10 protein-coding genes are annotated in these 12,121 nt (G+C 66.3%); all 10 read right to left on the bottom strand.

Features of this window, described 5'->3' with window-relative positions:
- Nucleotides 1-10: 10 nt before the first annotated feature.
- The 10 genes from rplB to ACTMTI_RS00005 all read right to left on the bottom strand — a co-directional run bounded on the left by rplB (nt 11) and on the right by ACTMTI_RS00005 (nt 11,952).
- Complete coding sequence (gene rplB, locus ACTMTI_RS00050; protein WP_111180890.1) at nt 11-847, bottom strand: 50S ribosomal protein L2; 837 nt, start codon at nt 845-847, stop codon at nt 11-13.
- 101 nt (nt 848-948) lie between these two features.
- Nucleotides 949-1,251, bottom strand: coding sequence for a 50S ribosomal protein L23 (rplW, locus tag ACTMTI_RS00045; RefSeq protein WP_441117331.1), 303 nt, complete (start codon nt 1,249-1,251; stop codon nt 949-951).
- Nucleotides 1,251-1,901 carry a 50S ribosomal protein L4 gene (gene rplD, locus ACTMTI_RS00040; protein WP_441117330.1) on the bottom strand — a complete coding sequence of 217 codons (651 nt, stop codon included), beginning with the start codon at nt 1,899-1,901 and terminating at the stop codon, nt 1,251-1,253. The genes rplW and rplD overlap by 1 nt, the downstream gene beginning before the upstream one ends.
- Complete coding sequence (gene rplC, locus ACTMTI_RS00035) at nt 1,898-2,551, bottom strand: 50S ribosomal protein L3 (protein ID WP_441117329.1); 654 nt, start codon at nt 2,549-2,551, stop codon at nt 1,898-1,900. The genes rplD and rplC overlap by 4 nt, the downstream gene beginning before the upstream one ends.
- A gap of 14 nt (nt 2,552-2,565) precedes the next feature.
- Nucleotides 2,566-2,874, bottom strand: a complete 309-nt coding sequence (gene rpsJ / locus ACTMTI_RS00030) for a 30S ribosomal protein S10 (RefSeq protein WP_012887830.1) — start codon at nt 2,872-2,874, stop codon at nt 2,566-2,568.
- 259 nt (nt 2,875-3,133) lie between these two features.
- The gene (tuf, locus tag ACTMTI_RS00025; RefSeq protein ID WP_441117328.1) at nt 3,134-4,327 is read right to left on the bottom strand and encodes an elongation factor Tu; all 1,194 of its coding nucleotides are present in this window, start codon (nt 4,325-4,327) and stop codon (nt 3,134-3,136) included.
- Nucleotides 4,328-4,477: 150 nt separating this feature from the next.
- Complete coding sequence (fusA, locus tag ACTMTI_RS00020) at nt 4,478-6,526, bottom strand: elongation factor G (protein ID WP_441117327.1); 2,049 nt, start codon at nt 6,524-6,526, stop codon at nt 4,478-4,480.
- A gap of 90 nt (nt 6,527-6,616) precedes the next feature.
- The gene (rpsG, locus tag ACTMTI_RS00015) at nt 6,617-7,087 is read right to left on the bottom strand and encodes a 30S ribosomal protein S7 (RefSeq protein ID WP_020542314.1); all 471 of its coding nucleotides are present in this window, start codon (nt 7,085-7,087) and stop codon (nt 6,617-6,619) included.
- Nucleotides 7,088-7,089: 2 nt separating this feature from the next.
- A complete protein-coding gene (gene rpsL / locus ACTMTI_RS00010) occupies nt 7,090-7,392 on the bottom strand; it encodes a 30S ribosomal protein S12 (protein WP_441117326.1) in 303 nt (100 codons plus the stop codon).
- 684 nt (nt 7,393-8,076) lie between these two features.
- A complete protein-coding gene (locus tag ACTMTI_RS00005; RefSeq protein WP_441117325.1) occupies nt 8,077-11,952 on the bottom strand; it encodes a DNA-directed RNA polymerase subunit beta' in 3,876 nt (1,291 codons plus the stop codon).
- Nucleotides 11,953-12,121: the final 169 nt, after the last annotated feature.

Genomic DNA, 12,121 nt, shown 5'->3' with positions numbered 1-12,121 from the left:
TCGGCTGCTCCTACCGCTTCTTCCTCTTGCTCCGACGACGGATGATCAGCCGGTCGCTGGACTTGTTGGCCTGGCGGGTGCGGCCCTCAGGCTTGCCCTTCGGGTTCACCGGGTGGCGACCACCGGAGGTCTTGCCCTCACCACCACCATGCGGGTGGTCGACGGGGTTCATCGCGACACCGCGGACGGTCGGGCGCTTGCCCTTCCACCGCATACGGCCGGCCTTGCCCCAGTTGATGTTGGCCTGCTCGGCGTTGCCGACCTGGCCGACCGTCGCCCGGCAGCGCACGTCGACCATGCGCATTTCACCGGACGGCATACGCAGGGTGGCGTACTGGCCTTCCTTGGCGAGCAGCTGGATCTGGGCGCCCGCGGAGCGGCCGAGCTTGGCGCCGCCGCCCGGACGGAGCTCCACCGCGTGGATGAAGGTACCGGTCGGGATGTTGCGCAGCGGCAGGCAGTTGCCCGGCTTGATGTCGGCAGCGGGGCCGTTCTCGATTCGGTCGCCCTGCTTGAGGCCCGTCGGCGCGATGATGTAGCGCTTCTCGCCGTCGGCGTAGTGGAGCAGAGCGATGTTGGCGGTGCGGTTGGGGTCGTACTCGATGTGAGCGACCTTCGCCGGAATGCCGTCCTTGTCATGCCTACGGAAGTCAATGATCCGGTAGGCGCGCTTGTGACCGCCGCCCTGGTGGCGTGCGGTGACACGGCCGTGTACGTTCCGGCCACCCTTGCTGTGAAGGGGCGCAAGCAGCGACTTCTCGGGCGTGCTGCGGGTGATCTCGGAGAAGTCCGAGACACTCGACCCGCGGCGACCCGGAGTCGTCGGCTTGTATTTACGGATGCCCATCTTTTTCGTTCATCCTTCGTCGGTTGCATGGGTGAGCCCGCCGCACCGGAGTGCGACGGTCTCGCCCCGCGGACCTCGCGGCCCGCTCACTTCTATGGCTGCTAGCCGATCTGACCGAAGATGTCGATCCGATCGCCCTCGACCAGGCTCACGATGGCGCGCTTGGTGTCGGGACGCTGGCCGTAGCCGGTACGGGTGCGCTTGCGCTTGCCCTGCCGGTTGATCGTGTTCACGCTGGTGACCTTGACCCCGAAGATCTGCTCAACGGCGATCTTGACCTGGGTCTTGTTCGCGGTCTTCTTCACCAGGAACGTGTACTTGTTGTTCTCATCGATCAGCCCGTAGCTCTTCTCAGAGACGACCGGCTTGATGATGATGTCGCGCGGGTCGGCGATCTTCTCCATCAGGCGTCTTCCTTCCCGCCCTGGCTCAGGCGAGCGACGACCTGGTCGTAAGCCTCCTGCGTGAAGACCACGTCGTCGTGCACGAGCACGTCATAGGTGTTGAGCTGCCCGGCGTCCAGCAGGTGGACCTCGGGAGCGTTACGCAGGCTCATCCACGTCAGCTCGTCGGCGTCGTCGACCACGACGAGCACGCGCGGCGCCTGCGTGATCTTGCGCAGCGCCTCGAGGGCAGCCTTGGTCTTCGGGGTCTCCCCCGCGACCAGCGAGCTGACCACGTGGACGCGGCCGCCGCCGGCCCGGTCGGACAGGGCGCCGCGCAGCGCGGCGGCCTTCATCTTCTTGGGCGTGCGCTGGGAGTAGTCCCGCGGCACGGGACCGTGAACGACGCCACCGCCGGTGAACTGCGGCGCGCGGGTCGAGCCCTGACGGGCGCGGCCGGTGCCCTTCTGGCGGTACGGCTTCTTGCCGCCGCCGGAGACCTCACCACGGCTCTTGGCCTTGTGGGTGCCCTGCCGGCGAGCGGCGAGCTGGGCCACGACCACCTGGTGGATCAGCGGCACGTTGACCTTGGCGCCGAAGACGTCTTCGGGCAGGTCTACGGTGCCGGCCTTGGCGCCGCTGGCGTCGAGGACGTCAATAGTGGTGCTCACTTGGCAGCCCCCTTCTTGGCAGCGGTACGGACGAGGACCAGGCTGCCGTTGGCGCCGGGAATCGCACCCTTGATCAGGATGAGACCCTTCTCGGCGTCGACGGAGTGAACCTTGAGGCTCTGCACAGTGGTGCGGACGTTACCCATCCGGCCAGCCATGCGCAGACCCTTGAAAACGCGGCCCGGGGTGGCGCAGCCACCGATGGAACCCGGCGAACGGTGCTTGCGCTGCGTACCGTGCGACGCGCCCAGACCACCGAAGCCGTGCCGCTTCATGACACCGGCGAAGCCCTTGCCCTTGCTCTTGCCCGTCACGTCGACGAACTGGCCCGCCTCGAAGGTGTCGGCCAGCAGCTCCTGGCCCAGGGTGTAGTCGCTCGCGTCGTCGGTGCGGATCTCCGCGAAGTAACGGCGCGGGGTGATGTCGTGCTTACGCAGGTAGTCGCCGAGCGGCTTGTTGACCTTCCTGGGGTCGACCTGCCCGAAGCCGAGCTGTACGGCGGCGTAGCCGTCCTTCTCGGGAGTGCGGACGCGGGTCACCACGCACGGACCGGCCTCGACCACGGTCACCGGAACCATCCGGTTGTCCGCGTCGAAGACCTGGGTCATGCCGAGCTTCTTGCCCAGGACGCCCTTGATCGTCTTAGCCATGTCAGTGCGTTCCCTCAGAGCTTGATCGAAATGTCGACACCCGCGGGAAGGTCGAGCCGCATGAGCGAGTCAACCGTCTTGGGGGTCGGGTCGATGATGTCAATCAGCCGCTTGTGCGTGCGCATCTCGAAGTGCTCGCGGCTGTCCTTGTACTTGTGCGGCGAGCGGATGACGCAGTACACGTTCTTCTCGGTCGGCAGCGGCACCGGGCCTGCGACCTTCGCGCCAGTCCGCGTCACCGTCTCGACGATCTTCTTGGCCGAGCTATCGATGACCTCGTGGTCATAGGCCTTGAGCCGAATGCGGATCTTCTGTCCCGCCATAGTGGCCTCGGTGTCCTTCGCTGTCGTCTGAAAAAGTATCGTGCGGCCTGTTGCCGCTGTGCTGGTGCAGGCAAGAGCCTGCGTAACCCCACGAGGCAGACACAGTCGATCTGCCTTTTCTTCCGTGATCCGGCAGTTACTTCGGTCACAGGTGCTTCGGCCGAAGCGACTGCTGGATCACGGCGCTATGCGTGGGGCCTCAACGTGGTTCGGCGGTCGGTCCCAAGGTGCGGGGCCGACCGCCGCCCCGACGGTCTAGCTACTTGATGATCTTCACGACCCGGCCGGCGCCGACGGTGCGGCCACCCTCACGGATCGCGAACTTGAGGCCTTCCTCCATGGCGATGGGCTGGATCAGCTCAACGCGCATTTCGGTGTTGTCGCCCGGCATGACCATCTCGGTGCCCTCAGGGAGGTGCACGACACCGGTCACGTCAGTCGTACGGAAGTAGAACTGCGGGCGGTAGTTGTTGAAGAACGGCGTGTGGCGGCCGCCCTCGTCCTTGGACAGGATGTAGACCTGGCCGGTGAACTCGGTGTGCGGGGTGGTCGTGCCCGGCTTGATGATGCACTGGCCGCGCTCGACCTCGTCACGCTTGATGCCGCGGAGCAGCAGGGCGGCGTTGTCGCCGGCCTCGCCCGTGTCGAGCATCTTGTTGAACATCTCGATGCTGGTGACGGTGGTGGTCGTCTTCTCCGGCTTGATGCCGATGATGTCGACCTGCTCGTTGACCTTGACGATACCGCGCTCGATACGGCCGGTGACGACGGTGCCGCGACCAGTGATCGAGAAGACGTCCTCGACCGGCATGAGGAACGGCTTGTCCGTCTCACGGGGCGGCTCGGGGACGTTCTCGTCCACGGCGTTCATCAGCTCGACGATGCTGTCGGCCCACTTCTCGTCGCCCTCAAGAGCCTTGAGCGCGGAGACGCGGACGACGGGCAGGTCGTCGCCGGGGAACTCCTGAGCGGACAGGAGCTCGCGAACCTCGAGCTCGACGAGCTCCAGGATCTCCTCGTCGTCGACCATGTCGGCCTTGTTGAGCGCCACGACGATGTAGGGGACGCCGACCTGGCGGGCCAGGAGGACGTGCTCCTTCGTCTGCGGCATCGGGCCGTCGGTGGCGGCGACCACGAGGATGGCGCCGTCCATCTGGGCAGCACCGGTGATCATGTTCTTCACGTAGTCCGCGTGACCCGGGCAGTCAACGTGCGCGTAGTGACGCTTCTCCGTCTGGTACTCGACGTGCGCGATCGAGATCGTGATGCCGCGAGCCTTCTCCTCCGGCGCCTTGTCGATCTTGTCGAACGGGGTCGCCTTGTTCAGCTCGGGGAAACGGTCGTGAAGCACCTTGGTGATCGCCGCGGTCAGCGTGGTCTTGCCGTGGTCGATGTGTCCAATGGTGCCGATGTTCATGTGCGGCTTGGTCCGCTCGAACTTGGCCTTGCCCACTGGTTCTCTCCTTGAGAATCTGACTGACTTTCGTCTACACACTCGGGCCCGGGAACTCCCGAACCCCTTGGCGGCGGGGCGGCTCTCACCACCCCACCAGGGACCAGGACAGTAGTCCTGGTCCGATCCGTCACCGGATCGGACCGGAAACTATTCGCCCCGGGCCTTCGCGACGATCTCCTTGGCGATGCCCGGGGGCACCTCCGAGTAGGAGTCGAACTGCATGCTGTAGCTCGCGCGCCCCTGCGTCTTGCTACGCAGGTCGCCCACGTAGCCGAACATCTCAGACAGCGGCACGAGCGCCTGGACGACGCGGGCGCCGGCCCGCTCGTCCATCGACTGGATCTGCCCGCGGCGACCGTTGAGGTCTCCGATGACATCACCCATGTAGTCCTCGGGCGTGGTGACCTCGACGGCCATCATCGGCTCGAGAAGCACTGCGTCGGCCTTGCGCGCGGCCTCCTTGAAGGCCATCGAGCCAGCGATCTTGAACGCCATTTCCGAGGAGTCGACGTCGTGCGCGGCACCATCGATGAGCGTAACCTTCACGCCCACCATCGGGTAACCGGCCAGCACGCCGAACTCGGCGGCCTCCTGAGCACCCGCGTCGACCGAGGGGATGTACTCCCTCGGGACACGGCCACCCGTGACCTTGTTCTCGAACTCGTAGCCGTCGTTGCCTTCGCCCAGCGGCTCGAGGTTGATGATCACCCGCGCGAACTGACCGGAACCACCGGTCTGCTTCTTGTGGGTGTAGTCAAGCTTCTCCACCTTGCGGCGGATGGTCTCCCGGTAGGCGACCTGCGGACGGCCGACGTTGGCCTCGACCTTGAACTCGCGCCGCATGCGGTCGACGAGGATCTCCAGGTGAAGCTCGCCCATGCCCCAGATGACCGTCTGACCGGTCTCCTCGTCACGGCGAACCTGGAAGGACGGGTCCTCCTCGGCCAGCCGCTGGATGGCGGTCGACAGCTTCTCCTGGTCGCCCTTGGTCTTGGGCTCGATGGCGACGTTGATGACCGGAGCCGGGAACGTCATCGACTCGAGCACGACCTGGTTGGCCGGGTCCGACAGGGTGTCGCCGGTCGTGGTGTCCTTCAGACCCATGACCGCGACGATCTGGCCGGCGATCGCCGAGGGGCGCTCTTCGCGCTTGTTGGCGTGCATCTGGTAGATCTTGCCGATCCGCTCCTTCTTACCCTTCACAGAGTTGACGACCTGTGAACCGGTCTCGAGCGTGCCCGAGTAGATGCGGATGTAGGTGAGCTTGCCCAGGTGCGGGTCGCTGGCAATCTTGAACGCCAGCGCGGAGAACGGCTCGGCCGGGTCCGCGTGACGCTCGATCACCTCGTCCTCCTTGCCGACCGCGTGGCCCTTGAACGCCTTGAGGTCGGTCGGGGCGGGGAGGTAGGCGACGATCGCGTCGAGCAGGGGCTGCACGCCCTTGTTCTTGAACGCGGTGCCGCACAGCACCGGGTTGATGGAGCTGGCCAGCGTGGCGCGGCGGATGGCCGCCACCAGCTGCTCCTCGGTGGGCTCGGTGCCCTCGAGGTAGAGCTCCATCAGCTCGTCGTCGTTCTCGGCGACGGTCTCGATGAGCCGGTCGCGCCACTCGCGGGCGGCCTCGGCGTGGTCGGCCGGGATGTCGACGGTGTCGTACATCTCGCCCTTGGCCGCCTCGGCGCTCCAGATGAGACCCTTCATCTTGATGAGGTCGATGACGCCCTTGAAGTCGGCCTCAACGCCCCACGGAAGCTGGATCACAGCCGGGGTCGCGCCCAGGCGGCTGACCATCATCTCGACGCAGCGGTGGAACTCCGCGCCGACCCGGTCCATCTTGTTGACGAAGCAGATCCGGGGAACTTCGTAGCGGTCAGCCTGGCGCCACACCGTCTCCGACTGCGGCTCGACACCCGCGACGCCGTCGAACACGGCGACCGCGCCGTCGAGGACGCGGAGCGAACGCTCCACCTCGATGGTGAAGTCGACGTGACCCGGAGTGTCGATGATGTTGATGGTGTGACCGATCCACTCACAGGTCGTCGCGGCAGACGTGATCGTGATGCCGCGCTCCTGCTCCTGCTCCATCCAGTCCATCGTGGCAGCGCCCTCGTGGACTTCACCGATCTTGTAGTTGATGCCGGTGTAGAACAGGATGCGCTCGGTCGTGGTGGTCTTGCCCGCGTCGATATGGGCCATGATCCCAATGTTGCGGACCTTGGCCAGGTCAAGAGCGGTCGTAGCGGCCACTTTAACTCGCGTCCTCGTCGTCTCGTCGAACCCGCCGGGTTACCAGCGGTAGTGGGCGAAGGCCTTGTTGGACTCGGCCATCTTGTGAGTGTCCTCGCGCTTCTTGACGCTCGCCCCGAGGCCGTTGCTGGCGTCAAGGAGCTCGTTCATGAGGCGCTCGGTCATGGTCTTCTCGCGGCGGGCGCGGGAGTACTGCACCAGCCAGCGCAGGGCCAGGGTGGTGCTGCGCGCGGCGCGCACCTCGACCGGCACCTGGTAGGTCGCGCCACCGACCCGGCGGCTGCGGACCTCGAGGGTGGGCTTGACGTTGTCAAGCGCGCGCTTCAGGGTGACGACCGGGTCGTTGCCCGTCTTCTCGCGGCAACCCTCGAGGGCGCCGTAGACGATCGACTGCGCGATGGAACGCTTGCCGTCCAGGAGCACCTTGTTGATCAGAGCGGTGACCAGGGGGGAGCTGTAAACCGGGTCAGCCATGAGCTGACGACGGCCAGGAGAACCCTTACGAGGCATTGTTAGCTCTTCTCCTTCTTCGCGCCGTAGCGGCTACGGGCCTGCTTGCGGTTGCGGACACCCTGGGTGTCGAGCGAACCGCGGATGATCTTGCCCACACCGGGGATGTAGGCCGTGACCTCGATGCCGTTCGTGAGCCGAACGCGGGCCACCTTGCGCAGTGCCGAGTTGGGCTTCTTCGGGGTCGTGGTGTAGACGCGCTGGCACACGCCGCGCCGCTGCGGACTCCCCTTGAGGGCAGGAGTCTTGGTCTTGGAGACCTTGTCCTGCCGGCCCTTGCGGACCAACTGCTGAATAGTGGGCACTGCCACTCCGTTTCGTGCCTTGGCCGGTGTTACGTCAGTTGTGGTGCTTTTCGCAGGTGCTGCCGGTGTCATGACCTGCTGGTTTTCCCCGTCTCGGCGCCCCCGCGCTCGGGCGTGTCGCGCTATTCACGCAGACGTCCCGCGAGGATTACGAGCCAGGAAGCTGTCCCGTGCCCGCAATGAGCGCACGGTCGAGAGCCCGCATAGAGACGGGCACGATGTCCAAGACTACCCAGGCCCATGCGACACGTCAAAACGGCGCGACAAAGCGGGCAAGCCTTGCCACTCCGGATCGCGGGGCCTATTCATCCAGCCCATCTACAGCTCCGCGTCAATGATATAGGCCCGTACCGCATTTCGTTCCCGGTACGCCCAACGAGACCAGACCGTTGCCCGCAACGCCCCGCAACCGTGGTGACCGACACGCCGTTTTGACGCGCCACAGGGGCGTGCTTGACGTCTCCCCGACCTCCGGTGGACGACCGGGCCACGGAGACGGCCCACGAGGCGTCGTAGCGGCGCTCAGCCACTGAAGGGCTCAGATGCCGTCTCCCTGGAGGGCCCTCAGGTTGTGCGGCGCCTGGAGCGCCCCACGGCGCCGCCGTAAAGGAGGGGCTGGAAAGCGTCGCGCCCGGGCCTCTTGATCAAGAGACCCGGGCGCGTCACCTGGAGATGACTAGGAAATCACCTGTTGTACTGGCCGAAGTCGTACTCCTCCAGCGGAACGGCCTCGCCGCTGCCGGTGCCGAAGGTGTAGTCGGCCGCGGAGCCGTCGTAACCACCGACGGTGTACATGGCCGCCTTGGCCTCTTCGGTCGGCTCGACCCGGATGTTGCGGTACTGCGGCATGCCGGTACCGGCCGGGATGAGCTTACCGATGATGACGTTCTCCTTCAGGCCCAGGAGCGAGTCGGACTTGGCGTGGATCGCCGCGTCCGTCAGGACCCTGGTGGTCTCCTGGAAGGAGGCCGCCGACAGCCACGACTCGGTGGCCAGCGACGCCTTCGTGATGCCCATGAGCACCGGACGGCCGGCGGCCGGAGAGCCGCCCTCCGCCACCGTCTCGCGGTTCATCAGCTCGAAGCGCGGCCGCTCGACGAGCTCACCGGGCAGCAGGTCGGTGTCACCGGACTCCAGCACGTTGACGCGCTTGAGCATCTGCCGAACGATGATCTCGATGTGCTTGTCGTGGATCGACACACCCTGCGAGCGGTAGACCTGCTGGACCTCCGCCACCAGGTGCAGCTGCACGGCCCGCGGGCCGAGGATGCGCAGCACCTCGTTGGGGTTGACCGCACCGGCGACGAGCTGCTGGCCGACCGTGACCCGCTGGCCGTCCTGCACGAGCAGGCGTGAGCGCATCGACACCGGGTAGGCGATCTCCTCCGAGCCGTCGTCCGGAGTGATGACGATCTTCCTGGTCTTGTCGGTCTCGTCGATGCGGACCCGGCCCTCGGCCTCGGAGATCGGGGCGACACCCTTGGGGATGCGCGCCTCGAACAGCTCCGTGACACGGGGCAGACCGTGGGTGATGTCGGCGCCGGCCACACCACCGGTGTGGAACGTCCGCATCGTCAGCTGCGTGCCGGGCTCACCGATCGACTGGGCGGCGATGATGCCGACCGCCTCGCCGACGTCCACGAGCTTGCCGGTGGCCAGCGAGCGGCCGTAGCAGGTCGCGCACACACCGATCTTGGCCTCGCAGACGAGCGCGCTGCGCGTCCGCACGGTCTCGACCCCGGCCTCGACCAGCTTCGTCACGTGGATGTCGTTGATGTCGACGCCCGCCGGGACGATGACCTTGCCGTCGACCTCGACGTCCTCGGCCAGGATGCGGCCGTGCACGTTGGACTCGGCGTTCTCCGCCTTGACCAGGTTGCCCGACGCGTCCCGATCGGCCACGTGCAGCGGGACCCCGCGGTCGGTGCCGCAGTCGATCTCACGCACGATGACGTCCTGCGCGACGTCCACCAGACGACGGGTCAGGTAACCCGAGTCGGCGGTACGCAGGGCGGTGTCGGCCAGACCCTTCCGCTGACCGTGGGTGGAGATGAAGTATTCCAGCACCGACAGGCCCTCGCGGAACGAGGCCTTGATCGGGCGCGGGATCGTCTCACCCTTGGTGTTGGACACCAGGCCACGGATGCCGGCGATCTGCCGGACCTGCATCTTGTTACCACGGGCGCCGGAGTTGACCATCATCCAGACCGGGTTGGTCGCCGGGAAGGCGTTGACCATGTCGGTCTCGACGTCGGCCGTCGCGTGCGTCCAGATCTCGATGAGCTCCTGACGGCGCTCCTCGTCGGTGATCAGGCCGCGCTCGTACTCGCGCTGGACCTTGTCGGCCCGGCGCTCGTAGTTCTCCATGATCTCGGTCTTGTTCGGCGGCGCGACGACGTCCTCGATCGAGATCGTGACGCCGGAGCGGGTCGCCCAGCGGAAACCGGCGTCCTTGAGCGCGTCGAGCGAGTTGGCGACCTCGATCTTGGGGTAGGTCTCCGCGAGCTCGTTCACGATCGTGGACAGCTGCTTCTTGCCGACCTGGAAGTCGACGAAGGGGTAGCTGTCCGGCAGCGTCTGGTTGAACAGGCACCGCCCGAACGTCGTCTCCAGCCGGATCGGGTCGCCCTGCTCCCAGCCCTCGGGAGCAACCCACTCACGCGGCGGCAGGACGTCCTTGAGCCGGATCTGGATCTTCGCCTGGATCTCCAGCTCGCGGCGGTCGAAGGCCATCTGCGCCTCGGCGATGGAGCCGAACACGCGGCCCTCGCCCAGCGCGCCGTCCTTCTGGGTGGTCAGCCAGTAGAGGCCGATGACCATGTCCTGGGTGGGCATCGTCACGGGCTTGCCGTCGGCCGGCTTGAGGATGTTGTTGGTCGAGAGCATCAGGATGCGCGCCTCGGCCTGGGCCTCAGCCGACAGCGGCAGGTGCACGGCCATCTGGTCGCCGTCGAAGTCCGCGTTGAACGCGGTGCAGACGAGCGGGTGGATCTGGATGGCCTTGCCCTCGACCAGCTGCGGCTCGAACGCCTGGATGCCCAGACGGTGGAGCGTCGGAGCACGGTTGAGCAGCACCGGGTGCTCGGTGATGACTTCTTCGAGCACGTCCCACACCACAGGGCGGGCGCGCTCGACCATCCGCTTGGCCGACTTGATGTTCTGCGCGTGGTTGAGGTCCACGAGCCGCTTCATCACGAACGGCTTGAACAGCTCCAGCGCCATCTGCTTGGGCAGACCGCACTGGTGCAGCTTGAGCTGCGGGCCGACGACGATGACCGAACGGCCCGAGTAGTCGACTCGCTTGCCCAGCAGGTTCTGGCGGAAACGACCCTGCTTACCCTTCAGCATGTCGCTGAGGGACTTCAGCGGCCTGTTGCCGGGACCGGTCACCGGGCGACCGCGGCGGCCGTTGTCGAACAGCGCGTCCACGGCCTCCTGCAGCATCCGCTTCTCGTTGTTCACGATGATCTCGGGCGCGCCGAGGTCGAGAAGCCGCTTGAGGCGGTTGTTGCGGTTGATGACCCGGCGGTAGAGGTCGTTGAGGTCGGAGGTCGCGAACCGGCCACCGTCGAGCTGCACCATCGGGCGCAGGTCCGGCGGGATGACCGGGATGCAGTCCAGCACCATGCCGCGCGGCGAGTTGGTGGTGTTGAGGAACGCCGAGACGACCTTGAGCCGCTTGAGCGCGCGGGCCTTCTTCTGGCCCTTGCCGCTGCGGATGGTCTCGCGCAGGTTTTCGGCCTCGGCGTCGAGGTCGAAGCTGATCAGGCGGTCCTGGATCGCCTGCGCGCCCATGCCGCCCTTGAAGTAGCGGCCGAAGCGGTCGCGCATCTCGCGGTAGAGCAGCTCGTCGCCCTCGAGGTCCTGGACCTTGAGGTTCTTGAAGCGGCTCCAGACCTCCTCGAGCCGGTCCAGCTCACGCTGGGCCCGGTCGCGGAGCTGGCGCATCTCGCGCTCGGCGCCCTCGCGGACCTTGCGGCGCTGGTCGCCCTTGGCCCCGGCGGCCTCGAGCTCGGCCAGGTCGGCCTCGAGCTTCTTCTGCCGGGCCTCGACGTCGGCGTCGCGGCGCTGCTCGATGTGCTGCCGCTCGACGGAGATCTTCGCCTCCAGCGAGGGCAGGTCACGCTCACGCATCTCGTTGTCGACATGCGTGATCATGTACGCCGCGAAGTAGATGACCTTCTCCAGGTCCTTCGGGGCGAGGTCGAGCAGGTAGCCGAGGCGCGACGGGACGCCCTTGAAGTACCAGATGTGCGTGACCGGCGCGGCCAGCTCGATGTGGCCCATCCGCTCACGACGCACCTTGGCGCGGGTCACCTCGACGCCACAGCGCTCACAGATGATGCCCTTGAACCGGACGCGCTTGTACTTACCGCAGTAGCACTCCCAGTCCCGGGTCGGACCGAAGATCTTCTCGCAGAAGAGCCCGTCCTTTTCCGGCTTGAGGGTCCGGTAGTTGATGGTCTCCGGCTTCTTGACCTCGCCGTGCGACCACTGACGGATGTCGTCGGCCGTCGCCAGCCCGATCCGAAGCTCGTCGAAGAAGTTGACGTCTAGCATTTTGGCGATCTCCCCCTCAGACTTCTTCCACGCTGCTCGGCTCACGCCGGGACAGGTCGATACCGAGCTCCTCCGCGGCGCGGAAGACGTCCTCGTCGGTGTCGCGCATCTCGATGGACATGCCGTCGCTGGAGAGCACCTCGACGTTCAGGCACAGCGACTGCATTTC

The sequence above is a fragment of the Nonomuraea sp. H19 genome (genome assembly GCF_052068215.1).
Lineage (GTDB): Bacteria > Actinomycetota > Actinomycetes > Streptosporangiales > Streptosporangiaceae > Nonomuraea.
The sequence above is the reverse complement of the archived record's forward strand: the minus strand, read 5'-3'. Positions and strand labels throughout refer to the sequence as shown.

What these genes read in the sequence shown, in the direction of transcription:
- rplB (WP_111180890.1), bottom strand. Translation starts at nt 847, where the DNA reads ATGGGCATCCGTAAATACAAGCCGACGACTCCGGGTCGCCGCGGGTCG.
- fusA (WP_441117327.1), bottom strand. Translation starts at nt 6,526, where the DNA reads ATGGCCCATATCGACGCGGGCAAGACCACCACGACCGAGCGCATCCTG.
- rpsJ (WP_012887830.1), bottom strand. Translation starts at nt 2,874, where the DNA reads ATGGCGGGACAGAAGATCCGCATTCGGCTCAAGGCCTATGACCACGAG.
- rplW (WP_441117331.1), bottom strand. Translation starts at nt 1,251, where the DNA reads ATGGAGAAGATCGCCGACCCGCGCGACATCATCATCAAGCCGGTCGTC.
- rpsG (WP_020542314.1), bottom strand. Translation starts at nt 7,087, where the DNA reads ATGCCTCGTAAGGGTTCTCCTGGCCGTCGTCAGCTCATGGCTGACCCG.
- rplC (WP_441117329.1), bottom strand. Translation starts at nt 2,551, where the DNA reads ATGGCTAAGACGATCAAGGGCGTCCTGGGCAAGAAGCTCGGCATGACC.
- ACTMTI_RS00005 (WP_441117325.1), bottom strand. Translation starts at nt 11,952, where the DNA reads ATGCTAGACGTCAACTTCTTCGACGAGCTTCGGATCGGGCTGGCGACG.